Genomic DNA, 24,892 nt, shown 5'->3' on the forward strand with positions numbered 1-24,892 from the left:
CGCTCCATCCGTTCGGTACGGCACTGGCCGTCCGGCGTGTTCATCATCATATACCCCTCACCTCCGAGGCAATAGTATATTTCCGCCGTCTGCGGTATCGTGTGGTAGTGTCCCTTGGTCATGAAAAACTCGTCGCCAACCACCCCCGGCTGCAGCTTGCTGATGCAGAACATCAACTGGCCATATTCCTCGGGTACCGGCACTTCAAACACCTCGTAGTGCATCGGGTCGTTCTGTTGGTCGATCAACCGCCGCAACGCGCCTTCATCTGCATAGTAGCCGGCCATATCGGAGGCCTTGCGGGTGAGTGTTCTCGCCGGATCTTTCATGATACCGGTATCGGGATCGATGTAAACGCCGAATGGGCGCATAAATTTGTTTTCTGTCGTTGTCATTTCCTTTTTTCTATGGTGAGTGATATAGATTTACCTGGTAGTGGATGCGATCCGTGAAAGCTGGTCAAAAACAGGTCCCGATGTGGGGATGTCGATGTGGAACACTTCGGCGATCACCCGCGTCCAGCCGTGGAGGAAATAAATCCATCCGTCTTCGATTTGGAGGCCCCTTTCGGCGCGTTGCCTGCGGGCCTGGCCGAGGAAAACCAGGTCACCCCGGTAGTTGAAATCCCACACCAAGCCCTGCTGCGGAAAGGAAGCCCGGTCTGTCAATGGGGACCCCGGGCCGTCTTTGCCCAACCCCGTGGCGTTGACGACCAACGATCCGGGCTTCAACGCCCCGAGGATTTCGTCGTTCGCGGCAGGGTCAGCCCCCGTAACGTGGTAGGTTACCGGGATATCCATCCCCATCTTTTTATGGATCGCTTTCATTTCGTTTATCCGCCCCTCGCTCCTGTTGGTTACGATCAGCCGCGAGGGGCGATGGCGGCCGGCTTCCTTTCTGGCCAGGTGCCACGACAATGCGATGCCGGATCCCCCGGCACCCAGGATCAGCGCCTCGGCCCCCGTCCGCTCCCAGTGGTCCGCCGGGAGGAACGCCTCCAGCGACAGCCCGCTCGTAATGGGGTCCTTTGCGTGCCCCACCAATTTGTTGCCATGCTTGGAGATCGAGCTCACCTCGTGCATCAACGTGGCATATTCGTCCAAGGTATCGAACTGGTCCCTGCATGATTTCAACAAATCCATCTTGTGGGTGGTAACCAGCGCGCCCAGCGAATTCGGATCGTGTTTGATAAAGTCGACGGCTTCGCGGTAGTTGCCCGGATCGTCATGCACGTTGAAGTCGATTCCCTTGATCTCCACCTCCTTCAGTTGCAGGAATTCGGCCCATTTCGGGAATACCTTCATAATCGATGACTTGGCCGTCGTTACGCCAATGAAGTACATGGTAGGCCTTTCGGCGGCTGAATAGTTACGCATAGTTAACGGGTTTTATGGATTTGTTTATGGTTAATAATTCGGTTATCGAGACATATTGCTTTAGTCGCCGCTCGTAAAGTCCCTTCATCCCCGGGTCGGGCCGGAAAGCATCGCCACTGGTTGCCCAGGATTGGGCCGTAAGGTCCAAATCGTCAAACAGCCCCACCCCTTTTCCGGCTACCATCGCGGCGCCCATCGCGGCCCCTTCCTGCTCCGTATCCGAACGGACAACGGGCAGTTGCAGGGCATCCGCTTTGATCTGGTTCCAGAGGTTGCTTTTGCCTCCGCCGCCCGTTATGCGCACCTCATCGGCCGAAAAACCGGGCGCAATCCGTTCCAGAACGGAAAGGTAATACCGGTATTCCAGGGCGACACTCTCGAGGATAGCCCGATACAGTGATGGGGCATTGTGCGACCAGTCCACATTAAACCATCCGCCCCTTATGTCGGGCTGCGCCGGACAGACCCGGCCGCCGAGATAGGGAAGGAACAACGGGTCGTGGTCGCTGGGAGCGATGGCAGAAGACAGCCTATCCAACTCCTCCACGCTGAACGGCCGCTCGCCGCTAAAGGTATCCACGACGTTGCGCTGCCACCACTCGATGTTCATCCCCCCACCATTCAAATAAGCGTAGGGGTGCCATAGGCCCTTGATGACGGATTGGCCGCAGGCCAAGGTCTTGCTTTCCGTATCGCTCACCATTCCGGCGGTGGTGGTGGCAAATACCGATGCCGTACCCGCCACATCGACGCATATCCCCGGACGCGTAGCCCCGGCCGCCAGAAAGCTTGCCGCCGTGTCGCCGCAGCCCGCCACGATGGGTATACCCGAAACCAAGCCACAAGGGCTTGCCATGGCCGGGGCCAAATATCCCACGATGGCATCCGGCTCGACGATCCGGGGCAATTTCCGCTTATCTACCCTAAACCGCATACACAAATCCGTGCACCATTCATCGGCCCTGTTGTCCGCAAAGCCCGAAAAATGAACGTAGGTGCGATCGATGAATGCGTTTTCGGCCGTCAAGCCACATAGCCGCATCGCCAGGTAAGCTGCCGGCTGCACAAAAACAGCCACCTTCCTGTACGTATCCGGATGTTCGTCCATCCACCATAGGATCTTCGGGCCGTGGTTATAACTGGGATAGGAGCCGGTTTTCCCCGCAATTTCATCGCCCGCTTCTTCCATCATGCGCTTCATATAGGGCGCGCAGCGCGTATCCAACCACGAATCGTAATAGGTGGCATGCCGCCCAGCGTTATCCACCCCCACAATGCCCGCCATCTGGCCCGACACGGCCATGGCCGCAATCCGCCTGGGGTCGATGGCCGTGCTCGACATGACTTCGTATAGGGCATCGACCAGATTGGACAGCTGTTCATCAGGGTCTTCCGTTACCATCCCATTGCGCTGATACAGGTTGGACTTCCTGAACGCGGCACCCCTGCATTTTCCCGCCACGTCGTAAATCGCCACCTTTACCCCTTGCGTACCTAAATCTATTCCTATCAGATAATCCGTCATAATCGCTCAAAAACACTGTTTCCTATATCCGTTTTATCGCACATCTCCCTTTCGGTCTATGAAAAATTGATGGCATGTTTAATTCCCTGTCCGGCCTTGATGTGGTCAATGGCCGACTGGATGTCGTCCAGTGCATACCGGTGGGTAATCAGCTTGTCAACGGGCAATACGCCGTCAGCAATCAGCTTGATGACCTTGCGGAACTGGCTCACACTTTGCCGGGTTGTCCCCGATACGACCAGCTGCCGGTAATGGATCAGGTTGCTATCGAAACCAGACAGGTCTGCTCCCTTTGGTATGCCGCCGAAGAAATTGATGCGTCCGTTGACCGCCGTCAATTCGAGCGATTTGATCTGGGACTGGGGCGAGGGGTTTGCGGTGATGCAGACATCCACGCCCCGGCCATCGGTCAATTGCTTCACCCGCGCATCCAACTCGTCGAGTGGCACCGTGATAAAGCCTTCGTAATTGCTGTCTACGAAAGCGAGGCGGCTTGGATTCAAATCCGAAATGATGACCTTGGCGGCCCCGGCCTTTTTAGCCATCATGGCATGCATCAGTCCGATGGGCCCCGCACCGATGACCAGCACATCGTCGCCCAAGGTGATCGCCAGCCGCTGGAACGCGTTGTATATGCACGCGAGGGGTTCGGCCAATGCAGCCTCTTCAAAGGAGAGGTGATCGGGGATCGGCACGACGTTCCCTTGGCGGATGGCCGATTCGGGGATGGCCAGGTATTCGGCGAACGCGCCGGGCATATTGATGCCAAATGCACGGTAATTTTTGCACAGGTGCGTATTGCCGCTCACGCACAGGTCACAGTGGCCACAGCCCATATTCGGGGCAACGGCCACGCGCATGCCTTCGCGGTAAGCATCGCCGACATGGCTACCTACCGCGTAAATGACCCCGCTCACCTCATGTCCCAATACCAGGGGATGCGCTTCGTCCACATCCCGATACCCATGGGTGTGCATGCGAACATCCGTGCCGCATACCGAGGCGCTCCGCACCTTCAGGAGGATTTCGTTATCGCCGATCGCCGGCACCGGTACCTCCTCGACCCGCAGGTCCATCTTGTTGTATAAAAATGCAGCTTTCATCATCTTGCTATCCATCTATTAAAAAAAGTGTCATTCATTACTTCGCCATCTCCTCCAATTGGACCGGCCGCCGCTCGCGGATCGACCGGTTGCCGGCGTTAACCACCTTAACGGCCATCATCCCGTCGATGCCCGTGGCCACAGGCGTCCGGTCTTCTAGGATACAATCAACGAAATCGCGGTCTTCCGCGAGGTATGCGCCTTCGTACAGGTACATCCAACTACTGATGACCGATTGCGTCAGCCCATCGCGGTTGCAAGCCAATACGGTATTCGCGTTGAGGCTACCGATGAAAAGGACGCCCTTCGTGCCGAGGATTTCCACCCGCGAGTCGTAGCCGTAATTGACCGAAACAGCCCCCCCGATAAACCCCTGTGTACCGTTGTCGAACGACGAGAGCATGCTCACGTTATCGTAAAAATCAGGGTACTGGGGGAGGGCTTCCGGGCAGCGGAAGTTCCCGGCCAATGCATATACCTCCTTGAACTCACTCGCCGTGAACCAGCGCAGGGTATCGATGTCGTGGCTGTTTACTTCGGCCAACGGGCCATTGCTCTTCGCAATGTCGTATTGCCAGGGCCGGGGCACGCTCGGCCCATGGGTCAGGGATTTGACCTGCACCACGTCGCCGATTTCGCCCGCGGCGATGCGCGCCTTCGCGGCCTGGAAGCTCTTGTCATAGCGCCGCATAAACCCGATCTGGAATTTGACCTTGTTCCGCTGCACCACTTCGTTCATCTGTGCGCATTCGGCAAGGTCCATGGCCATCGGCTTCTCACAAAGGATATGCTTGCCCCGCTCGGCGGCATACTTCACGATGCGCTTATGTAGTACCGTGGGCGTGGCCACCACAATGGCATCGATGTCGGGGTTTTCGTCAATGGCTACCTCATAATCCGTATACAGCGACCCGCAACCGAGCTCGTCGCCCGCCCGCTGGAGGTTACCATAGTCGCTGTCCACCATCGCCACCAACCGGGCGTGTTTCACGTTTTTCGAGAAATTCCGGGCATGGATCAAGCCTGCCCGGCCGGTCCCGATCACTGCGATTCCAATGGTCTTGTTGCTCATCATCTATTTCCTAGTTAATATCAAATGCGTTCGGTGGTCAACCCAAGTACGTCGTTCATCATCCCGATCTCTTCGGTTTTCAAGCCCGGCACAATGCAGTAGTGGTGGGAATAAAGGGCACCCATCAATTTATATCCGTCTTTCACCCGTATCACGGCGCCATTCCGGCAATCCGAGCCCGGATATTGCACATATCCATCGAGGGTTCCCGGTATGGCCTGCATGGCGCCAAGCTTCGGATGCAACTTCGCGAGCGTAACGGGCCCCTCGGGTAGGCGCGCGTCAATCGCATGGGCATTGTCGTCAACAATGGCAAGCACTTTGGGCTTGACCGACCACTCGATCGTCATGCACCGGGGGATGACGCCTTGGAACCCGCAGTGCCCGATCAGAATGCAGTTTTCGGGCTGCGCCACATCGGGAAACTTGTCGATGCGCTCATGCTTTAGCGCCGTTGGCCCAGAAAGGAACGGATAGAGGTTGGTCATGATCACGGGCGAGTCGGCACATTTGTTGATCAGGAACATGGTAAGCAACGATAAGGTATCCGCCTCACAGCCCCATATGATCCCCTTTTCCTCGTATAGCATGCTCCATGCCAGACACGGGGTCGTATCGGAATAAAAGGATTCATTCAAGCAGTTGATGCCCGCGCCCCGGATGGAAGGGTCCGCCTCAATATCCGCCTTCAGGGCGAGGTAAATCTTGATGGCGCTGAGGTAAGCACGGTCGGACAGGTCGATGTCTTTCATCTTCCAGGCTTCCACCACGGCGTCCGCATCGGCGTCCGGGATCTGCCTCGCCCGTTCGCCGAGCGCTTTGAAACTCTTCTTGACCACCGTGATGCCAAACCGCTCTTTTATCAATTGGGTGCACTGGTCTTCCCACCAATAGAAACGCTTGAATATTTCGGCCTGCATCCCATCGCCTGGGTTGTCCTGGTACACCAGGAATTTACTCGTCTGCATTTCCCGCCGCACACGCACGGTGCGGCAGAATGTCTGGGCGAGCTCCAACGTGTAGGGCGAAAAGATCGTGATCCCCTCGGAGCGCATGAAGGTGACAATTTCCCAATCCCACATGGCGACGGTTCCGAATGCCGACGTAATGGCCACAATGGGCACACCGATGGCCCGCAGTTCGTCCACCTTGCTATACGCCTCGCCGATGATGACCGGCAAGACCACGGCATCGGCACCGGAGAAATCCGAACCGACTTCCAACGGTTCGAGCAGTTCGGCTTCATCCGCCAGCAGGGCATCAATATGCGATAATTGTACGGCTAATTCCTGAGAGGAGGTCTGGCTAAAAAATAGGGGCTGTAAGCGCGCTTTCATATAATCGTCTGTTACTAGGTATGTGCTTTCTTCGTTTATCTTTCATCAACAACATCATTTCCACGTGTCTGCTGTCGCGGATCAATTCCCTGAACCCGCCTCCCAAAACGGATTCTGGACAATCAGGGGGCTCACGTTGATCGTATTTTGGTCAATCGGCCACAAATAGTGCTTTTTGTCAAAAACACGCGACTTCATGTATATCCGTTGATAATATGCGTCGTCTGCCAAGGCGGTACCCACGTGGATGTTCATGCCGTAGAGATCGATTTTATTCGTCTGTTCGGCAATCAGCCACCTTCTGGTATCAAAATAGCGGTGGGTTTCGAACGAAAGCTCGATGCGCCGTTCGTGCCGTATTTTCTCGCGCATCTCCTCTTGGCTCAAACCGGGCGCCAGCCCGGGCAATCCCGCGCGGTCGCGAACGGCATTCACGTGGGCATATACCGCCTCCACCGGGCCCTGGGCTTCATTAAGTGCCTCGGCATAGTTGAGGTATTGCTCCGCAAGCCTGAAATACACCCACGTTTTCAACACGAAGCGGCCCTCCCGGATGTTGACGTTCTGTTCATCCATAAATTTCTTGAGCAAATACCCATTTACGGTATACAGCTCGGAGCCGCCCTTGGATTTCCCCTCCGCACCGGCGTTCCAGAATTCCAGCTGCCGTCCGCGCCACATCGCCCCGTTATAGTTTACCGTGGCATAGAAACGCGGCTCGCGATTGGCATACATGCTCCGTACCCCCGCCGGATAATAGCCCGATGGATGCGCCGCACTGGCGTAGCCTTCTTCCTTGTACCCCGAAGCGGTGTTGATAATCGGTGTGCCGTCTGGCCCATACCCCGTTATGGGCGTAGAACCGTCGGCCATTTCATAAGCATCAACGAGCCGTTGCAACGGGCAAAGCCCACTCCAGCCGCCTTCGCTGTTGGGTGCGCCGCCCATCTCCTGCCAGCTATGGACACCCAGGTTACGGGCGAAAAGCACTTCCTGGTTATGCCGCTCCGTGAATATCTGCTGATAGTTCTGTACCGGATCATTGTTCGCGGAGCGATAGAGCCGATAACCGGCCGCTTCCGAACGTTCGATGCTGGCTTTCGCGGCATCGGCGGCCCGCTGCCAAAGCTGTGCGTCATAGGCCGGGAATAATTTGGTTCCTTCCGTATCGGTATAATCCACATAATCCGGGTTGCCGTTGAACAACGGGCTTGCCGCGTAAAGCAGCACCCTCGCCTTCAAGGCCAATGCCGCCGCAGCCGTTACGCGGCCTTTGCTAGCCGAAGGTACGGTCATGGGCAACAGCTGGATGGCGTCATCGCACCGCGCAACGATGTATTCGACGCATTCGGACAGCGTATTGCGCTTGATGTTACTGAAATCGTCAGACGGTTGGTAGGAACGTGCTATGATAGGCACGGGCCCATACAGCCGCACCAACAGGAAATGGAAAAACCCCTTCATGAACTCGGCCTCCCCAATCCAGGTCTGCTTCACCTGCTCGTCCATCGGCGTTTTCACGATATGCTCCGTAAATAGGTTAAGTCGCCTGATGGCTTGGTAAGGTATGGACCAATGTTGTTCCGAAGGCACGTCGTTAGGCCCCCAGGTGCCTCCATTCATCCGGTGGGAGAAACGGTTCAGCCACGACATTTCCATGTCGTCGGAGGCCCCCACGAACGGGTTCCTGCCCGGCAATTCGGCAAAATCAATTTCCGTAGGCAAGTAGTTATACGTTGCCGTCAAAAAGCGCTCGGCATATTGTCGCTCGGCGAAGACGTCATCAATGGTGAGGTCTTCGTCGGGTGCCTTGTCTAAAAAGCCCTTTTCGCACGAGGCGAATAAGCACACCAGCACCACAAGAAAAATGTGTTTTAAATATCCCTTCTTCATGATTTCCACTAGTTAAAATTTACCTGAATACCAAAGTTGATGCTCCGTTGAATCGGGTAGCTGCCAACGCCATCGTTCGATTCGGGATCGATGACCTTTACCTTATCCCATGTGGCCAAGTTCATCCCGTTGACGAAAAGCCGCAACTGTTCGATGCCGATGCGGTGGCTAATCCGTGTGGGAAACGTATACCCGATTTCCGCATTTCGCAACCGGATATAACTCGCATCGCGTTGGTAGATCGTGCTAAACCGGTAATTATTCGGATTGATATCATCCGTTGCCGCCGGATACTTTGCATCCCCCATATGATCGGGTGTCCACCGGTTATCGTAAAATTCCCTGAGGATGTTGTATGAACCCTGCCCTTTCAGGAATGGCATGATACTGGGGCCGTTGAGATAGAGGCTCGTACGGCCGGCACCATTGAAAAAGACGCTGACATCCACACTTTTGTACGCCACGGTACCCCCAAATCCGTACATGATTTCGGGCGTACGCGGGTAACCGATCGCCACGGCATCGAAATTGTCGACCACGCCGTCTCCGTTCACATCCTTATATTTGATGTCGCCGGCCCGCACCACATCCTGAAACATCTGCTTCGGGCTATTGGCTACGTCTTCATCGCTTTCGAAGAAACCCAGCGCCACCAGGCCGAACGGTTGGTCGATGGGTTGTCCCTTCGCCGATTGATAGGCCCAACGCTGCACAGGTTCGTCATTTTCCTCGATTCTGCTCCGGGCGAAGGTGAAATTACCCATGAAAGAATAGAACACGCCGTTGTCCGTGGTTTTCTTCACTTCAAGCATCCCCTCTATCCCCCTGTTCGTTGCTATGCCTAAATTGCCGAAAGGGATGGACGATGGGTTAAATCCGGTAACGTTCGGGATGGTGCGCCGTTGGATGAGGATACCCTCCCTACGCTCATGGAAGGCATCTACCTGCAGGGTAATCATGTTCAGTAGGTTCATATCGAAACCCACATTCGATTTCGTCGACACCTCCCACGTCACATCATCCGTTCCGATCTGCATTTCGTCGATTCCTGCCCACCCGGTCTGTTGGTCGCCAAAAAGGTAACCCTGGGCGGTACGGGCGTTCATCGAGGTAAGGTAAAGGAACCTGCGCCCACCGATTTGATCGTTACCCACCTGTCCGTACGATCCCCGGATTTTCAGGGAGCCCAGGAAATCGACATCCTGCATAAACGGTTCGTTGGAGATTACCCACCCCCCCGATATGGATGGGAAGAAGCCGAACCGTTGCCCTTTGGGGAAGTTTTCCGAGCCGTTGTAGCCCATGTTGAACTCGGCAAAATACGTGTTCCTGAAGCCATAGGTCGCCCTTGCGGCGATACCCTGCCGCCTGAACGGCAACCCGTCAATGGAAGACCCTGCCGTGATATTGATATAGTCCCGCTGGTTGTAAAGCACCATCCCAGAAAGGTTATGGTCTCCCAAGGCTTTCTCGTAATTCACGATGAAATCGGAGTAGATTGCCCGGTTCGAGTTGTTCCACAGCCAGTAATTCATGGGCTGCTCCTCACGCAACACCGTGTATTGGTCTTCGCCGGTCTCCTCATCTTTACCGGTATAGTATTTAACCTCGAACGACTTATGCCGGTTGATACCACCCGAGTAATGGTGGTCGTAGGAGAACCGCCCACTTACGGAAAGGCCGGGGGTAACCACGGTCGACAGGTCCCATTTGGCCGAGAAGGTGCCCTGTACATTGCTATGCATATGCACCGAGTAGCCTGCCTGCGTAGCCAGCCCCCACGGGTTGTTTCCGATCAGTGTCGGCGTTCCACCCGGACTGCCGTCGGGGTTCCGCGCACTGTAGGCGATCGGCGGCGTCACACGGATGGCATTGAGCAGCGCATCGGATCCCGTAGCCGGGAAATCGCCCTGTTGGATAATGCCGGCGATGCCAAGCTCCAGTACCAGGTTGTTGCTCACGTTGACGTCTACGTTCGACCGCAGGTTGTACCGCCGCATGCGCACATTGGTCTTGTAGGCATTCGCCGGGTCGTTTTTCCAAATGCCATTCTGGTCCGTATAGCCGGCGTTGGCGTAGTAGCGCACAATTTCGCCACCCCCACTTACATTCAGGTTATTGATGGTCTGGTACGTGCTCTTCCGCATGATTTCGTCTGTCCAATTGACGTTCGGGTAGAGGTAAGGCTCGTTGCCATTCCGAAACAACTCGATCTGTTCGTCAGACCACCGCGGTCGTTGGCCCACGTGTTCGAGGCCCTCGTTCATTAAGCTAGCGTACTCGGCACCGTTGATGTAATCGGGCAGCCGGATAGGCTGAAGGAACGCCGACTCCGAGCGGAAGGCCACCTTTGGCCGGCCCATCACGCCCTTCTTGGTGGTAATTACGATGACGCCGTTCGCGCCACGAACCCCGTAAACGGCGGTAGCAGAAGCGTCTTTCAACACCGAAAAGCTCTCGATCTCGTGTACGTTGACGTTATCGAGGCTGCGCTCGACCCCGTCGATCAGGACCATCGGCGACCGATTGCCCCACGTGCCCAATCCCCGGATAAATATCTGCGCTTGGTCGGACCCCGGTTCCGCGCTCGACTGCCTGGTCATGATGCCGGGCAACCGGCCACCCAGGGCATTGGAAAGCGAAGGGGTACTCGTTTTGGCCAATTCGCGCACGGCCACCGTAGAGATGGCCCCCGTTACGGACACTTTTTTCTGCGTACCGAAGCCGACCACCGTCACTTCATCCAGTTTGGCCTGTTCTTCGTCGATGGTCATCGGAAATGTCCGCTCGCGATCCATTCCGGCCGGCACTTCGAGCGGATAGTAACCCACAAACGTAATCACCAGTGTATCCGTGGGACCATCGATCTCCAGAACGAATTTACCGTCCACATCCGTGGATACGCTGCGCTCACTTCCTTTGATCACCACACTGGCATTGGCCAGGGGGTCATCGTTCTCATCCAGTACCCATCCGGTCAGTACATGTTGCGCACTGGCAGCCACAGAAAACAATAGCATGGGCAGCAACAGTAGCCACATCCGACCCCGATTACCTGGTAATGCATTGGGTTTCAATTTGATTTTTTTCATCATCTCATAATTTGTTAGGGTTTTTATTTGCATAGTCATGGCCTCTTTCGATCCGAAATCGATAACCATCAACGCGGATCCGAAAAAGTCAACGTTCACTATTTTTAGACGTGCGCGGGCCCGGCCGCAAACGTTCAGCGAGCCATTATCATGGAATAACCGTTAGGCGGGTTAGTACGTGGCTAATGCCCGTTCATCTCCGATTTCTCTGAGTATTTTCTTAAGTCCGTCGATTTCATCGGACAGCCCTTTTTCGGCATCTTCGTTGGTATCGTGGTTTATGATACCGATTGGCCCGCGGTAGTTACTTTTCCACACCTGCCTGATCATCTCCTTTTCCACATCGCCCTGGCCGGTCCGGAAAAAGCGGTCGGTAACGCCCGCTTTCAGCCCTGCGATATTCAACGCAAAAAGGTGGGGCACTATTTTAGGGAAGAAGGTCGAAAAACGTTCGTGGTGCAGGCGGGCGTGGTGGAAGTTATACACCATGCCTACGTTCTTGCGGTCCACCGCTTCGATGATTTCAAGCTGGTTTTCCGGTTCGCCGAACCAACCAGCGTGGTTGTATAGCGCCACCTGGCACCCGAGTTCCTTTGCCCGATCGGCGATGTAAGCGATGGGTTTGCTCATCGCCGCCACCTTATCCCGTTGGCTAAGGTCACCGAAACCTGCCCACTCGCCCATCAGCAGCCAAATCTGCGTTGAAATCTTATTGCGTTCGAGAAAATCGAATATTTCCCGGATGTACCGATCATCCTGGGGGTTATTGCCCGAGGTCATCCAGAAGGCCGTTAGGTCGATGCCGTGTTTATTCAGTGCACGCCACTCGTCGTCAAAGGTCGGGATGTGTTGTTCCCGCCAGTCGTAGGCCAACTTGGTAATGCCCAGGTCGGACAGCATTTGTGCCCGTTCTTCGGGCCCGCGCTGTTTCGCATCAAAGGGGACAACGCACCACGCAACGAGGTTCTGTTTCGCAAATACGTCTTTAACGGGCTTATCCTTCAGCACGCTACAACCTGCCAGCAATGCTGTGGCAACCATTGCCACGGCCATCGTTAATCGGCTCATTTCTCTTCGTTTCATAAAGTTATGCTTAAAAGTTCGTCTATTTAGTTAGTTCTGCTTTCATTTTTTCCAACCCTTTCCGTTCGGTGATAAGCGCCGCCTCCGCATCGCGGTCGGCCCGGTGGTTCTGGATACTGATCGGCCCGGTGTACCCGCTTTTATAAATCGTTTCCAACAGCCCGTATTCGATATCGCCTTCGCCCAAAGCGGTAACCGTTACCGGGTCACCGTCTGCCAGCCCCACGAGGTTGATGCATAGGAGGTACTTTTGTATTTTCGGGTAAAACTCCGGAAAACGGTGGATGTGGTGCCTGCCATGCTGGAAATTGTAGACCATCCCCACGTTATCCATGCCCAAATGCTCGATGATGGCGATCTGGTTTTCGGGCTCGCCAAACCAGCCGCCGTGGTTGTATAGGCCCACCGTGCAGCCCAGTGCCCTGGCCCGTTCGGCAACGTACCTGATGGGCTTCGAGATAGACTCCACCTGCTCTTCCCGCGTCATTTCGTCGAAACCTGCGACTTGGTTCTCGTAGCCCGTGAACCAACCGGGCAGGTACCAAAGCTGTGTTTTTATGCGGTTCCGCTCCAAAAAGGCAAACACTTGCTCCACCTGCGCCTCGTTGGCCGGATCGGTATTCGATGGCAACCAGAAGGCGAATAGCTCCACTCCATTTTCGCGGAGGGCCTTCCACTCCCGGTCGAACAACGGGATATGCTCCTCCCGCCAATCGTACGCCAATTTGCTGATCCCCAGATCGGACAGCATCTTCGCGCGGGCTTCGGGGGTGCGCTGCGCGGCATCGAACGGAACGATACACCATGCGGCCAGCTTGTCGGCGGCAAAAACATCGCCGGTCGATGGCTGGGCGGTAGCCCCTTTCAGGGCCGTCAGGCAAGCGGCGGCCATGAGGACCGCCCGCATGCAGGCGCCGAATTTCCAGATAATTTGTTGTGTCATGATATCATTTTTCCACTGAACGATCGGGCAGGGCAAATGCCACGTAAGCGTCGCCCGTGGTGGTGCCCAACTTTCCGCCACCGGTAGCGGGGATGACCACATATTGCTTCCCATCCACGCTGTATGTACTGGGTACTGCAAACCCGCCGAATGGCAGTTTCGTTTCCCATAGTATCTCACCGGTATTTTTATCGAACGCCCGGAAGCGCTCATCGCGCGTGGCCCCCACAAACACCAGCCCGCCCGCGGTGGCGATGCTACCCCCGAAATTCTCCGTCCCGGTTAACGGTATCCCTTTCGCGGTCAGCTCCGGATATTCGCCCAGGGGTACCTTCCATTTGATCTTGCCCGATTTGAGGTCGATCGCATTCAGCGTCCCCCATGGCGGTTTCGTGGCCGGATAGCCTTGCTCATCGAGAAACTTGACGTACCCCGTCGAATTGTAGTATGGTTTTACGCCTTCTTCTTCCCCGTCGCCACCTGCCGCTTCCATATCCAGCAGGTACGATGCAATCAGTTGCACATCATCCTCCGGCAGGTGGGCAAAGGGCGGCATGGCACCCTTTCCCTTCTTGATGATATCGGCAACATCCTTTTGCGTGTATTTCTCCGAGAGGTTCCGTAACACGGGCGTTCCCCCCAGCCCCTGGCGGTCGGCGCCGTGGCAGCTTGCGCACCCACTGGCCAGGAACAGCCGGTGGCCGCCGTGTTCGCCCTTGCCTTTCCCGGAGCCGGCCTCCGGCGCTTCGTTGTTGACATCCTGCATCGTGATGTGCCAAGCCAGTTCATTGGAATTGACATACATCACCTGGTCGATCGGATCGTAAGACCCGCCACCCCATTCGGCGCCGCCATGTATGCCGTAATAGATGATCCCTTTGGTAGACGGGGGGATGTACCATCCCGCATCGGCATTATTGAACCGTTCAAGCGCATAGGCGTGGGCTTCTTCGCTGATATCCGTTAAGTCGTCGGCCGTGACCACCTGCTTGGAAAAGGGTTCCGGCCATTTCACGAACGGCTGCGTGGGGAAGGCATATTGGCCGGCCAGCGTACTCGCCGGCACCGGCCGCTCTTCCACCTCAGACAGCAGTTCACCGGTAAGCCGGTTGAATAGGAGCACGTTGCCGGTCTTCGTCAGTTGCACCACGCCCGGTATCTGTTTCCCTTCTTTATGAAGGGTGGTCAGGATGGGCGCACAGGGCAGGTCCAGATCCCACAGGTCGTGGTGTATGGCCTGGTAGTGCCACATCCGCTCGCCCGTTTTCGCATCCAGTGCCACAATGGAATTGCCAAACAGTTGCTCGCCCTCATTATCCGGCCTATAAAAATCGGCTTTGGGCTGGCCGGTTGCAAAATACACCGCGCCATGCTCCAGGTCAACGCTGAGCCCGCCCCATACGTTTACGCCACCGCCGGTCTTCCAAAAATCGTCCTTCCCCCATGTGTCGTACCCATACTCGCCCGGTTGCGGGATGGTATGGAAAACCCACTCACGTTCACCGGTATGCACATTGAAGGCACTTACATTTGCCGGCGAAGACCACGTCATGGCACCCACGATCACCAGGTCGCCATAGACAACCGGGGCACCGGGGGAGGTGATGCCCATCTGTTCAGCCGGCTTCACTAATCCGTCGTTCAACGAAATGCGGCCCTGGTTCCCAAATCCGGGCACCGGCGATCCGTCCGCTGCATAGATCGCGTTCAGGAAACCGCCGCTCGTGAAAAATATCCGATCCCGCTCACCTTGCTTCCGCCAGAAGGAAATGCCCCTATTGATCCCACCGAACTGCTCGCCTTCCCGCGCGGGGTTAAACCGCCAAACCTGTTCGCCCGTCGCGCCATCCACGGCAATCACCTCCTGCAGGGGCGTGGTGATATAGACCGTACCATCCACGATGAGGGGGTTCATTTGCACGTTGCCGGATGTCACGCCCGAGTGGAATACCCAGGCCACTTCCAGCTCGGCCACATTGGATGTGTCGATCTGGTCCAGCGAAGAATATTTGGTCTGGCCGGCGGTACCGCCGGGATACGCCCAGTCGGCCTCGGAAAAAGGTTGGGGCGCCTGGCATCCCGCGAATGCCAGCATCGAGAAAAATAAGGTAATGTAGAGCCGCATATCGTAGAAAACTAATTGTCCGTGGCCGATTTATAGGGGAAATTGTATGCCCACTTCCAGGTGTCCTCCATGTTCGGGTACTTCTTCCTGCACGCCAGGTATTCATTCATCATCCGCCGCATGGTGGGGCTGAGTGTTTCGAGGTACTCGTCCGTAAGCAGTTGGTCATCCAGCAAATAGAAATGCCAGGTAGGCGGGTAAGCCGCACTGTGGTAGCCCATGTGCAATGTCCGCCGCGGCACCTGCATCACTTCCGTATAGCCGCGATGGATGAGGTTATTGTTGTATAGCACCGCCTGGCCGGCTTTGAGGGGCACCGGCATGCCACCCGGCATTTCCGCGCCGACGGGTGCATAATGCTTCGTTCCGCCGAATGCGGCATCTTCCGCCGCCGTATTCGGGCGATTATGGCTCCGTGGCACGATCCACAAAGAGCTTTCGTCTACCAGGGGCAGGTTGATCTGCACGCTGTTGTGGAACCGATCGGGCGAGAAGAGCCAGTCTTCGATGTCTTCTTCGGGTATTTGGATCACGTCCCTATGCCAGCCCAACGAATAGGAAGTACCTTCGTTGGCGGCCAGGATGGAGGCGTTGTTAACGATCAGGTCGGGGCCCAGTATCTGCTCCACCGCCGCCAAGATCACCGGGTGGTGGAAAGCATGGTGGATGGATTCCGTACCGCGCTTGGTAAGGAGGTGGAAATAATACTGCCTCGCTTCCTTGCCGAAGTCGGCCAGCTGGTCGCCGAGGTGCTGGAAAGCGGCGCTGAGCGTGCCGCCGGTAGGGTCGGCCTTGATCTCCGGATTGAGCAGTGCATCCATCAGCGTGCGGAAACCCTCGATTTCGCTTTCCTTGAGCACATCAATGATCACGTAACCTTCCTTGAGGAACTGGTCCTTTAATGAAACTTCCATGGTTTTGTCTATCTATTTCGAGTGATTGTAACTATAAAAATATGGTCTTCCGTTGCGCGGCCGACTGAAGCCCCGCTTCGAGCACGCGGATGGTTTCCAGGCCGGTTTCAAAATTCGGCGCGATGGGGCCATCCGTTGCGATGGCATCGAGGAAGTCGGCTACCGCATGCACAAATGTGTGTTCATACCCGATGATATGGCCGGCCGGCCACCAACGTTCCACATAAGGGTGGCTCCCGTCCGTCGCCAATATCGTGGCAAACCCTTTCATGCCTGCTTTGCCGCGGTTGTCGTAATATTTGAGTTCATTGAGGTTTTCCAGGTCGAAGGCCAGGCTGCCTTCACTTCCATACACCTCGAACGTAAGGCGGTTCTTCCGGCCATTGGCAAATCGCGTGGCCTCGAACGAACCCACCGCCCCGTTCCTGAACCGCACCATCATCAGCGCGGCATCTTCCACGGTGACATCGCCCGTACCCAACCCGCTGGCCCCGGCTTTCAGGTTGCCTGTCTGCTGTTCCTCGGCCAACGGCCGTGTCTTGATGAAATCAGCCACCATGGCGGTCACTTCGGTGATGCCGCCGATAAGGTACTGCGCCAGATCGACGCAATGGGAGTTGAGGTCCCATTGCGGGCCTGCCTTGGCCGTTTCAGCCCGCAGCTGCCACGTTAGCGGGAACTCCGGGTCCGTGATCCAGTCCTGTTGGTAGGCACACCGCCAATGGTAGATGGTACCGATCTCGCCCGATGCGATCAGCTGCTTGGCCAACGCCACCGCCGGCACCCGCCGGTAGTTGTGGTTCAAGTAATGGGTCACCTTATTGTCCGTACACGCCTGCAGCATCTCTTCCGCCTGCCGGGTGTCCATCGCCATGGGCTTTTCGCAAAAAATATGCTTCCCCGCGCGTGCCGCGGCGAGGGCGATTTCGTGGTGCAGGTACTGGGGCGTGGCGATATCGATGATGTCGATGTCGTCGCGTTCAACGACCTTCCGCCAGTCGGTTTCCACCTCTTCCCAGCCCCACTTTTCGGCGAACGCCGCGACATCCTTTTCGTGGCGGCCACAGGCCGCCTTCAGCACGGGCTGGGCCTTGGTATCAAAGAACAGGGGCGCTTTCAGCCATGCGTTGCTATGGGCGCGGCCCATGAATTTATACCCGATGATGCCGACATTGACACGTTTCATTGGTTCCTCGATTTTAAGCGATGGGCAATATTTTTCAACTCCTGTATGCTTTCCTTTACCACGGCTTCCTCCTCATTCCGGTAATCCGGGTGCAGGAAATCCACCTCCACGGCCAAAAAGCCCGTATAGCCCTGGTCTGCGAGCAGCTGCGCGAGCCTGTCATTGGCAATCAGCCCCTTCCCCGTGGGTACGCAAGAAAAAAAGTACCACTCGTTTACGGGCACCCCTTTAACGGGTACCATGTCTTTGATGTGGGTGGCAAACACGTGCGGCGCCAGCTTTTCCATCGCCTGGATCGGGTCGTCCAGCACCCGGAGGAAGTTGCCCGAGTCGAAGTTGACACCGAAATATGGGGAGTTCACGTTGTTGACCAAGCGCAGTATCTCGTCCGAGTTGTAGTCGATGTGGTTCTCCACGGCGAGTTTCACGCCGAGTTTGGCGGCCACCTTCGTGGCTTCGGCAAACATTTCCGACAGGGTTTCCAATTGCGGCTCGTGGGGGAGGAACCGGAACTCCAGGCTGCTGCCCACCACCCGCATCACGTTGGCCCCGATCTTGGGCGCGTATTCGATGTGCGCCAGCATTTCTTCAAATGCCTGTTGGTTCTGCCCCCCTTCCAGCCCATCGGGGTGCCCCCACGCATACACGCGGTCATAGCCCGAGCGGTCCAGCCACGACTTGATGCCAGCTAGGTACGCATCGTCGAATCGGGGGATGAAACACGACTCCAGGGAGACGCCATCAATGCCCAGACCATCTACTTTTTCCATGAACCCTTCGAAGCTCAATTCCTTTTCCGGCCTGTCCTGGCCAGGATAGACCTCACCGAATAAGCGGTGGAAGCAATAACTATCTATTCCTACTTTCATCATGTCTTCTTTTCATGTATTAAATCATCAACTTACTGGATCACCGTACTCACCTTGGCCGAAGCGCGCTTGCGCCTCGATAAGTGGAGGATGGCAAATACGATCACGAGCACCCCGGGCAGCACCGAGGCCAGGCGCAGCGTATATGCGCCGGCATGCAACTTCATCTCTGCCCAAAGCTGCATTTCGGCCCCATCGGCCGACCCCTTGAGCTGCTCGATGGAAAAACCAACGGGCAGGGCGTCCAACAAATGGATATCGTAGATCTGGCCCAGCCAGGGCAAGGCCAGTGCGGTGGAAAAAAGCCCGGCCCCGCCCATGAGCGATAAACCCAGCGGGCCGGTTTTCGGCAGGTTCTCCGATACGAATCCGATCATCGTGGGCCAGAAAAAACAGATGCCCATGGCAAAAATCGCCGCCGCCACGAAAGATAGGTAACCTTGCGCATATCCCAGCAACTGCAAACCCGCAAAAGAAAGGAGGGCCGATACCAACAGCAGTTGCGTCACGCTGATGCGTTGCAGGATGTACCTCGCATTTGCCCTGCCGAGGGTCATGATGCCGTTGATAAACACCAGCAACAAGATGGATGGTACACCCACCGACGACAGCAGTTCCACTATCCACTGGTTGGTAGCCAACTCGGTTGCCGCGGTAAGCAACATGCAGCACAGCATCAACAGGAACAGCGGGCTGAGGCAGGCACGGAACATCTCCCGGTCCGACACGCCAAGTTTCACCCGTTCGGATTTGGGGAAACGCTGCTTCCAGAACATGGCACCGTACGCCAAGGTGGGAATCAACATCACTACCATCTGGATCTTCCAGTTAAAACCGGCAGCGCTCAATAGGTAAGCCAATACGCCGCCGATGACGATCCCGCCCGGAAACCAGATGTGCCAATCGTTTATCCGTTTGGTCTTGTCGTCGTTTGCATAGATACTGCTCAACATGGAGTAGCTTGCCGATTCGACAAACCCATTGGCCAGGCCCACCAACAGCGTAGATAGGAACAGCGACCAGTAGTCGGATGAAAAAATGGTCCATACGATACCGATGGCATGCCCCAGGAACGCCAGCAGAAACAGCCGCCCCATCCCGATCCAGTCGCACAATACCCCGCCCAGCACCATCGCGCCGGTAAACCCCCAAAAAGCCGCGGCCGCCACATTCCCCACCTGCATCGCGGTCAGCTCGAATTCCTCTCCCAAAACGCCCAGCAGGTTGGCCCGGATCGCAAAGGTCAGCGCCGTCACCACCAAGGCTACGCAAGATGCTTTGTAAATTCGTTTCGTGTTTATGTTACCGACCATAATTCCAATTGGTTTCCGAATAGTCAACGTTGACTATTTGCTTGCAATTTTAGAGATTAACTTTCAATCCACCAAATTTTTTTAAAAAAAAGTGAACGTTGACTATTTTTCTTAATTTTGCGCGGCAAGCTTATCATAGAAAACAATGGGTGCCCCGGAGAAACCAACCATAGGAATAAAAGACATCGCGCGTTACGCCGGCGTATCGACCGGCCCGGTAGACAAGATCCTCAACAACCGCGGCGGCGTTTCAAAGGCTACCGAAGCCAAAATCCTGAAAGCCATCGAGGAGCTGGGGTACCAACCCAATATTTTCGCCAGCCGGCTCAAATCGGCCAAGGAATACCGCATTGCGGTGCTGATGCCTTACGCTACGAACGACATCCCCTACTGGGGGCAACACCAGCATGGGTTCGATGCGGCGATGGTCGAACTGCGCCCCTACGGCATCAAGCTCGAAATGCTGCCCTTCAGCCAAAACGATGTGCTTTCGTTTAAAGACGCCGTTTCAAAGGCCATTCTCGGCAATTTCCAGGGCATATTGATGGTGCCGGTATTCCATGACGATACCGCGCGGCTGCTCAACGCCACGGCCAGGAACCATGTCCCGGTGGTCTTCTTCGATAGTAATATCAGCGGACTGGGGCAATTGTCGTTCATCGGCCAGCATTCGGGCGACAGCGGCTACACGGCCGCCGAGATCATGGGGCGATGCGTGCCCGAGCGCTCCGAGATCCTGATTGCCACCATTAAGAAAAAAGACGACAACCACCTCCATTTCGCCAACCGCGAGGCCGGTTTCCGCACCTATTTCGAAAATAAGAACAACCGGCTGGTCACCTACGAGAACGAGGTGGCCGATGAGCAAACGATTGCGGCGGAACTGCTCGACATCGTCCGGTCGACGCCGTCCCTATCGGGCATTTTCGTGACCAACGACATCCATAAACTGGTCCGCCTGCTTCCCACCAGCCTCCTCGACAAGCGCTGCCTCATCGGCTATGACCTGATCGACGAGAACATCGATTACCTGAAAAAAGAGCACATCAGCTTCCTGATTTCGCAGCAGCCACAGATGCAGGCCTATAAGGGGGTCAAGGTATTGTACGAATACCTCGTCCTGAAGAAAAAGCCCAGCGCCGAAATCTTTGTGCCCATTGACATCATCACACCCACCAACATCAAATACTACAACCGGATTGAGCTGAGGGACGCCGTGCTTTTCTAAAGCCGGAGACGCACCTTTATTGGTAAGCCTACCTTACCAGTGCCCCCAGGGCCCGCTAAAAGGTAATCGTCAACCCGCCGTCCACGGTGACCACGGAACCGGTCATGTAAGATGCATCCGGCCCCGCCAGGAAATAAGCCACGCCGGCAACCTCCTCCGGTTTCCCGGGGCGCTTCAACGGCAGGTGATCGTATTTTATGTAATTATCGTGGAACCATTCGGTTTCCAGCTCGCTTTGGCCATTGCCATCCACCGACATCGGTGTGTCGATGAAACCCGGTGCAATGGTGTTGGCCAAAATATTCCGCGGAGCCATCTCCAGCGCCAGCGAGCGCGTAAACTGGGTGATGGCCGCCTTCGCCATGCCGTAGGCGGAACTGCCCCTTTCCACCCGTTCGTGATGGATGGACGTGATGTGGATAAGGCGGCCGCCCTGTTTCATATACGGCAGCAATGCCCGGCAACTTTTTACCGTTCCATACAACATCACCTGCAAGGCATCATCCCATTGGGCAAAATCGGCCTCCAAGATGGGCATGTGCTCGGATACCCCGATGCTGTTGATGAGCACATCGAAGTCTGCATGCTCTGTGCGGATATGGGATACAAAATGCGCCAAGCGCGCATCATCGCGGATATCCAACTGAATGGCTTCGTGGCCACTGCCCACCAAACCAGCGAAAGCCGCCTCCAATTTAGCGGGGTCTGATGAAGCAATGATGACCAGCCACCCTTCTCTCGCAAAACGCTCGGCAATTGCTTTCCCAATTCCGGAAGAACCGCCTAAAACCACTACTTTCTTTCTTGACATATAGTTTGTTAATAGGTGGCCCGACCACCGGAAATATCGTATATAAACCCTGTTGAAAAGCTGTTTTCGGGCGAAACAATGAAGCTCGCCATCGCTGCTACCTCCGCCACGGTGCCCAGGCGCCCCATCGGGATCTTACTGGCCATATAAGCCAGTTGTTCCGGGTCGGTATCTTCGTTCATCGCTGTTTTGATCACCGCAGGAGCTAGACCATTAATGGTAATCCCGTTGTTGGCAAACTCCTTCCCCAATCCTTTTACCAAACCGATTACGCCGGCCTTCGTCGCCGAATAGCCGGCCATGAACGGATTCCCTTCTTTCCCCGCTATGGACGCTATCAATAGCATGCGCCCGTATTGGCACTTCTCCATATGCGTCAACCCATACTTAGCCATCAAAAAGGCACCGCGGAGGTTCACGCGATAAATGCGATCAAAATCGTCTACGCCATATTCCAATATGGACGTGCTTGTGGGCCCTACTATACCGGCAGAATTAATGACCACATCGACCCTCCCAAATTTTTTGATAACCGCTTCGTACCCGGCTATTACCTCGTGTTCGCTTACGATATCCACGCGTACCCCCAGTGCCTCTCCACCGAGGCCCTCGAGTTCGTGTATCGTCGCTTGTAATTTCTGGTCGTTCAAATCAAATAACGCCACCTTCGCCCCTTCCGCCGCCAACCGGAGCGCAATCGCTTTTCCCAATCCATCGGCTCCGCCAGATATGATGGCCACTTGGTTTTCAAATCTTCTATTGTCCATCTATATCGTCGGTGTTCGGTACAACCATGTTCCGCCAACGCGGATTTCGGTCTCTACGACATACTTCTTCAACGTTTCTATCTGCACGTTTACCCCCAGGCCCGGCGCATCCGGCACCGAAACCTGGCCATTCGCATCCGGAAGGATCTTATTCGTCGTGATGTCTAGTGCGAGTTGCTTCGGTTCCACCGGATATTCACAGATAACATCTTTTTCCAAACCCGCATAAGGCTGCAGCGATGCACTGAGTGCTAAATGCGAGGTAAACGTGTGGTTCACATACGTAATTCCTTTCGCAGCCGCGTCGTCGGCCACCCGCTTCGCGGGAGTGATACCGCCTATGCGGCCCGTATCGATCTGGATAAATCCGAGTCCAGCATAGTTGAGCATCGCGGCAGCCTGTACATAGTTATTACATCCTTCTCCGGCGGCAAGGCGAACCTGCGGCTCACTTTTCGCCAATTCACCGTAGGGCCCCAGGGCCATGTTTGTAAAGGGTTCTTCCAACCAATAGGCATTTACTTCTTTCAATGCGGCCAATCGCTCGCGGGCCGCCGCTACACCTTCTCCCCATACCGTCCCCAAATCAATCATCAGGTACGCATCTTTGCCCAACCCCTCGCGTGCTGACCGAAAATGAGCTGCATCTACGGCCGCACTATCCCTTCCAATCGGCCCCCAGCCGAATTTAACGGCACGATAGCCCGATTTTTTCGATTCAATCGCTTTCTCATACGTTTGTTCCGGCGTATCTCCAAAAAGTTGGGAAGCATAGGGAGTTTTCGGAAATGCTTTTTTGTAACCTAACAATTTATAAACCGGCTCGTCCAATTTTTTACCCAACAAGTCCCAAAGGGCAATATCAATACCTGAAAGCGTATGGTCGGCCTGTAAGAGATCAAAACTATGGGCATGGACTTTCTGTGCGATTTTACGGATGTCTTCCGGTTCATTGAGTGGCATTCCCTCCACCCCGTATCTCACGGGTTTACATGCACTGTGAGACATCGGGCATACATACGCAGCAATGGTCGGCAACGGTGCCGCCTCACATTCGCCCCAGCCTTCAAGGCCACCGGCGCGTACCCTAACTAAAGTTGCATCCTGACTACCATCGCCGATGTCTAACACTTCGGGCATACTCAAATAAAAAAAATCAACGGACTCTATCTTCATCTTCTTTGCTATATATGATTGTTTTGATGTTTTCAACTATTGATTCGAACCAGCGTAGATCACTACTTGTGTGTCGAATGTTTCGCCAGGCCGCAATACGGAGCATTGTTTTAGATCTGCCGCTTCATTGACACTGACCGGCATCGCTGAAGCTGGCTCCAGAATTGCGGTATAATGATTTCTAAACCGCCCATAAGACGCGAAATACCATTGATACGGGAATATGGCCTGATCATAATGATAAGAAAACCGGCTGCGCCCCTTGTCCACCATCAAACCCATGGTTCCCTCGGGTGATTCGTAGAGGTAAAAGAAGTCCATGGTGTTGTTCTTTTCGGGTACGATGGATGCATCGATGCCGTTCATAACGGGCCATGTAAATTCACCGGTCTCCGCGAAACGGGAGGCCCCGGGGCTGACGATCTTTGCTTTTGTGGCGGGGCTGAATAATTGGTCGCCTTCGCTGATACGCAAGGCGGCGTGCAGTTTCCATAAAAAACGGCGACGTTCTGTCGACCGGTTGACCATATTGTATTGCAGCGTAACCTTTGGAGCATCCATAGATAGACGGATCGTTTTCTTGTAATACAAGCCGCTTAACGGCAAAACGCCATACACGGAGACATCATCTTCCGATACCGAATAATCGAGCCGTGTCGTCCACAGCTCGCCATGGTCTGGATAATCTATCCCGTCGATACGTTCGGGAATATCGTTGGGCAACAATTCATCGATACCTCCCCAAAAATTGGAATCATAATCATCGCCGGTTTGGTTTTTCTGAAGCGAAAGCGCTGCATTATTCCACAAAAATTCCTTGTCCAATTGCTTATTGTAGATGCTACTGATCTTACCGCCCAATGCCGGAATAACATCTACCCGTAGGTAATCATTTTCGATCGTAAGGATATCCAAGTCATGCTCCACCCGCTGTTCGACCAAAATATTATTATTTTCTTTCATATATAAAAGGATGCAATATGCTCTTTAATAAGTTATCTTGCGGATAGCTAAAGCCCAGGTGCTGCCGGTAGCCTTCGGCATATGCTTTTCCGACCATCTCCCCATTACGTTCGGAG

The 24,892-nt window shown here is 55.1% G+C and carries 20 protein-coding genes; 1 reads left to right on the top strand and 19 read right to left on the bottom strand.

Annotated elements, in window-relative coordinates:
• The 15 genes from ACO1NT_RS12620 to ACO1NT_RS12690 form a co-directional block, all read right to left on the bottom strand.
• Positions 1–395 (bottom strand): glucose-6-phosphate isomerase family protein (locus tag ACO1NT_RS12620; RefSeq protein WP_449048994.1); only part of this gene is annotated, 395 nt, incomplete at its 3' end.
• Between the two features lie 30 nt (positions 396–425).
• Positions 426–1,376, bottom strand: a complete 951-nt coding sequence (locus tag ACO1NT_RS12625; RefSeq protein ID WP_449048995.1) for a shikimate dehydrogenase family protein — start codon at positions 1,374–1,376, stop codon at positions 426–428.
• Entirely contained in the window at positions 1,369–2,901 is a 1,533-nt protein-coding gene (locus ACO1NT_RS12630) for a xylulokinase (RefSeq protein ID WP_449048996.1), read from the bottom strand. Before ACO1NT_RS12630 ends, ACO1NT_RS12625 begins: the two co-directional genes overlap by 8 nt.
• A gap of 56 nt (positions 2,902–2,957) precedes the next feature.
• On the bottom strand, positions 2,958–4,007 hold the full coding sequence (locus ACO1NT_RS12635) for an alcohol dehydrogenase catalytic domain-containing protein (protein ID WP_449048997.1): 1,050 nt from the start codon (positions 4,005–4,007) through the stop codon (positions 2,958–2,960).
• Positions 4,008–4,041: 34 nt separating this feature from the next.
• Positions 4,042–5,079 carry a Gfo/Idh/MocA family oxidoreductase gene (locus ACO1NT_RS12640; RefSeq protein WP_449048998.1) on the bottom strand — a complete coding sequence of 346 codons (1,038 nt, stop codon included), beginning with the start codon at positions 5,077–5,079 and terminating at the stop codon, positions 4,042–4,044.
• A gap of 17 nt (positions 5,080–5,096) precedes the next feature.
• Positions 5,097–6,413 carry a hypothetical protein gene (locus ACO1NT_RS12645; RefSeq protein ID WP_449048999.1) on the bottom strand — a complete coding sequence of 439 codons (1,317 nt, stop codon included), beginning with the start codon at positions 6,411–6,413 and terminating at the stop codon, positions 5,097–5,099.
• A gap of 81 nt (positions 6,414–6,494) precedes the next feature.
• Positions 6,495–8,306: a RagB/SusD family nutrient uptake outer membrane protein gene (locus tag ACO1NT_RS12650; RefSeq protein WP_449049000.1), complete on the bottom strand. Its 1,812-nt coding sequence runs from the start codon at positions 8,304–8,306 to the stop codon at positions 6,495–6,497.
• A gap of 8 nt (positions 8,307–8,314) precedes the next feature.
• On the bottom strand, positions 8,315–11,401 hold the full coding sequence (locus ACO1NT_RS12655) for a SusC/RagA family TonB-linked outer membrane protein (RefSeq protein WP_449049002.1): 3,087 nt from the start codon (positions 11,399–11,401) through the stop codon (positions 8,315–8,317).
• 168 nt (positions 11,402–11,569) lie between these two features.
• The gene (locus tag ACO1NT_RS12660; RefSeq protein WP_449049003.1) at positions 11,570–12,466 is read right to left on the bottom strand and encodes a sugar phosphate isomerase/epimerase family protein; all 897 of its coding nucleotides are present in this window, start codon (positions 12,464–12,466) and stop codon (positions 11,570–11,572) included.
• A gap of 37 nt (positions 12,467–12,503) precedes the next feature.
• The gene (locus ACO1NT_RS12665) at positions 12,504–13,424 is read right to left on the bottom strand and encodes a sugar phosphate isomerase/epimerase family protein (RefSeq protein WP_449049005.1); all 921 of its coding nucleotides are present in this window, start codon (positions 13,422–13,424) and stop codon (positions 12,504–12,506) included.
• Between the two features lie 4 nt (positions 13,425–13,428).
• Entirely contained in the window at positions 13,429–15,549 is a 2,121-nt protein-coding gene (locus ACO1NT_RS12670) for an outer membrane protein assembly factor BamB family protein (RefSeq protein ID WP_449049006.1), read from the bottom strand.
• Between the two features lie 11 nt (positions 15,550–15,560).
• Positions 15,561–16,463 carry a phytanoyl-CoA dioxygenase family protein gene (locus tag ACO1NT_RS12675; RefSeq protein ID WP_449049007.1) on the bottom strand — a complete coding sequence of 301 codons (903 nt, stop codon included), beginning with the start codon at positions 16,461–16,463 and terminating at the stop codon, positions 15,561–15,563.
• Positions 16,464–16,494: 31 nt separating this feature from the next.
• Positions 16,495–17,649: a Gfo/Idh/MocA family protein gene (locus ACO1NT_RS12680; RefSeq protein WP_449049008.1), complete on the bottom strand. Its 1,155-nt coding sequence runs from the start codon at positions 17,647–17,649 to the stop codon at positions 16,495–16,497.
• Positions 17,646–18,521 (bottom strand): sugar phosphate isomerase/epimerase family protein, encoded by an 876-nt coding sequence (locus tag ACO1NT_RS12685; protein ID WP_449049009.1) that lies wholly within the window; start codon positions 18,519–18,521, stop codon positions 17,646–17,648. The genes ACO1NT_RS12680 and ACO1NT_RS12685 overlap by 4 nt, the downstream gene beginning before the upstream one ends.
• A 29-nt stretch (positions 18,522–18,550) precedes the next feature.
• The gene (locus ACO1NT_RS12690) at positions 18,551–19,831 is read right to left on the bottom strand and encodes an MFS transporter (RefSeq protein WP_449049010.1); all 1,281 of its coding nucleotides are present in this window, start codon (positions 19,829–19,831) and stop codon (positions 18,551–18,553) included.
• A 145-nt stretch (positions 19,832–19,976) separates the two neighbouring features.
• Here ACO1NT_RS12690 and ACO1NT_RS12695 point away from each other — a divergent pair, with 145 nt between their 5' ends.
• Entirely contained in the window at positions 19,977–21,059 is a 1,083-nt protein-coding gene (locus ACO1NT_RS12695) for a LacI family DNA-binding transcriptional regulator (RefSeq protein ID WP_449049011.1), read from the top strand.
• Between the two features lie 55 nt (positions 21,060–21,114).
• Here the strand turns inward: ACO1NT_RS12695 and ACO1NT_RS12700 are convergent, their stop codons facing one another.
• Genes ACO1NT_RS12700 through ACO1NT_RS12715 form a run of 4 tightly spaced genes read right to left on the bottom strand, consistent with a single transcriptional unit; the run spans position 21,115 to position 24,776 of the window.
• Positions 21,115–21,870: an SDR family NAD(P)-dependent oxidoreductase gene (locus ACO1NT_RS12700; RefSeq protein ID WP_449049012.1), complete on the bottom strand. Its 756-nt coding sequence runs from the start codon at positions 21,868–21,870 to the stop codon at positions 21,115–21,117.
• 8 nt (positions 21,871–21,878) lie between these two features.
• On the bottom strand, positions 21,879–22,637 hold the full coding sequence (locus ACO1NT_RS12705; protein WP_449049013.1) for an SDR family NAD(P)-dependent oxidoreductase: 759 nt from the start codon (positions 22,635–22,637) through the stop codon (positions 21,879–21,881).
• On the bottom strand, positions 22,638–23,813 hold the full coding sequence (locus ACO1NT_RS12710; RefSeq protein WP_449049014.1) for a mandelate racemase/muconate lactonizing enzyme family protein: 1,176 nt from the start codon (positions 23,811–23,813) through the stop codon (positions 22,638–22,640).
• 36 nt (positions 23,814–23,849) lie between these two features.
• Positions 23,850–24,776 (bottom strand): DUF5107 domain-containing protein, encoded by a 927-nt coding sequence (locus ACO1NT_RS12715; RefSeq protein WP_449049015.1) that lies wholly within the window; start codon positions 24,774–24,776, stop codon positions 23,850–23,852.
• Positions 24,777–24,892 lie beyond the last annotated feature (116 nt).

It is taken from the genome of Parapedobacter sp. (assembly GCF_053550995.1).

What these genes read in the sequence shown, in the direction of transcription:
- ACO1NT_RS12625 (WP_449048995.1), bottom strand. Translation starts at nt 1,376, where the DNA reads ATGCGTAACTATTCAGCCGCCGAAAGGCCTACCATGTACTTCATTGGC.
- ACO1NT_RS12640 (WP_449048998.1), bottom strand. Translation starts at nt 5,079, where the DNA reads ATGATGAGCAACAAGACCATTGGAATCGCAGTGATCGGGACCGGCCGG.
- ACO1NT_RS12695 (WP_449049011.1), top strand. Translation starts at nt 19,977, where the DNA reads ATGGGTGCCCCGGAGAAACCAACCATAGGAATAAAAGACATCGCGCGT.
- ACO1NT_RS12665 (WP_449049005.1), bottom strand. Translation starts at nt 13,424, where the DNA reads ATGACACAACAAATTATCTGGAAATTCGGCGCCTGCATGCGGGCGGTC.
- ACO1NT_RS12645 (WP_449048999.1), bottom strand. Translation starts at nt 6,413, where the DNA reads ATGAAAGCGCGCTTACAGCCCCTATTTTTTAGCCAGACCTCCTCTCAG.
- ACO1NT_RS12675 (WP_449049007.1), bottom strand. Translation starts at nt 16,463, where the DNA reads ATGGAAGTTTCATTAAAGGACCAGTTCCTCAAGGAAGGTTACGTGATC.
- ACO1NT_RS12680 (WP_449049008.1), bottom strand. Translation starts at nt 17,649, where the DNA reads ATGAAACGTGTCAATGTCGGCATCATCGGGTATAAATTCATGGGCCGC.
- ACO1NT_RS12650 (WP_449049000.1), bottom strand. Translation starts at nt 8,306, where the DNA reads ATGAAGAAGGGATATTTAAAACACATTTTTCTTGTGGTGCTGGTGTGC.
- ACO1NT_RS12630 (WP_449048996.1), bottom strand. Translation starts at nt 2,901, where the DNA reads ATGACGGATTATCTGATAGGAATAGATTTAGGTACGCAAGGGGTAAAG.
- ACO1NT_RS12685 (WP_449049009.1), bottom strand. Translation starts at nt 18,521, where the DNA reads ATGATGAAAGTAGGAATAGATAGTTATTGCTTCCACCGCTTATTCGGT.
- ACO1NT_RS12655 (WP_449049002.1), bottom strand. Translation starts at nt 11,401, where the DNA reads ATGATGAAAAAAATCAAATTGAAACCCAATGCATTACCAGGTAATCGG.
- ACO1NT_RS12700 (WP_449049012.1), bottom strand. Translation starts at nt 21,870, where the DNA reads ATGTCAAGAAAGAAAGTAGTGGTTTTAGGCGGTTCTTCCGGAATTGGG.
- ACO1NT_RS12690 (WP_449049010.1), bottom strand. Translation starts at nt 19,831, where the DNA reads ATGGTCGGTAACATAAACACGAAACGAATTTACAAAGCATCTTGCGTA.
- ACO1NT_RS12715 (WP_449049015.1), bottom strand. Translation starts at nt 24,776, where the DNA reads ATGAAAGAAAATAATAATATTTTGGTCGAACAGCGGGTGGAGCATGAC.
- ACO1NT_RS12660 (WP_449049003.1), bottom strand. Translation starts at nt 12,466, where the DNA reads ATGAGCCGATTAACGATGGCCGTGGCAATGGTTGCCACAGCATTGCTG.
- ACO1NT_RS12635 (WP_449048997.1), bottom strand. Translation starts at nt 4,007, where the DNA reads ATGATGAAAGCTGCATTTTTATACAACAAGATGGACCTGCGGGTCGAG.
- ACO1NT_RS12670 (WP_449049006.1), bottom strand. Translation starts at nt 15,549, where the DNA reads ATGCGGCTCTACATTACCTTATTTTTCTCGATGCTGGCATTCGCGGGA.
- ACO1NT_RS12710 (WP_449049014.1), bottom strand. Translation starts at nt 23,813, where the DNA reads ATGAAGATAGAGTCCGTTGATTTTTTTTATTTGAGTATGCCCGAAGTG.
- ACO1NT_RS12705 (WP_449049013.1), bottom strand. Translation starts at nt 22,637, where the DNA reads ATGGACAATAGAAGATTTGAAAACCAAGTGGCCATCATATCTGGCGGA.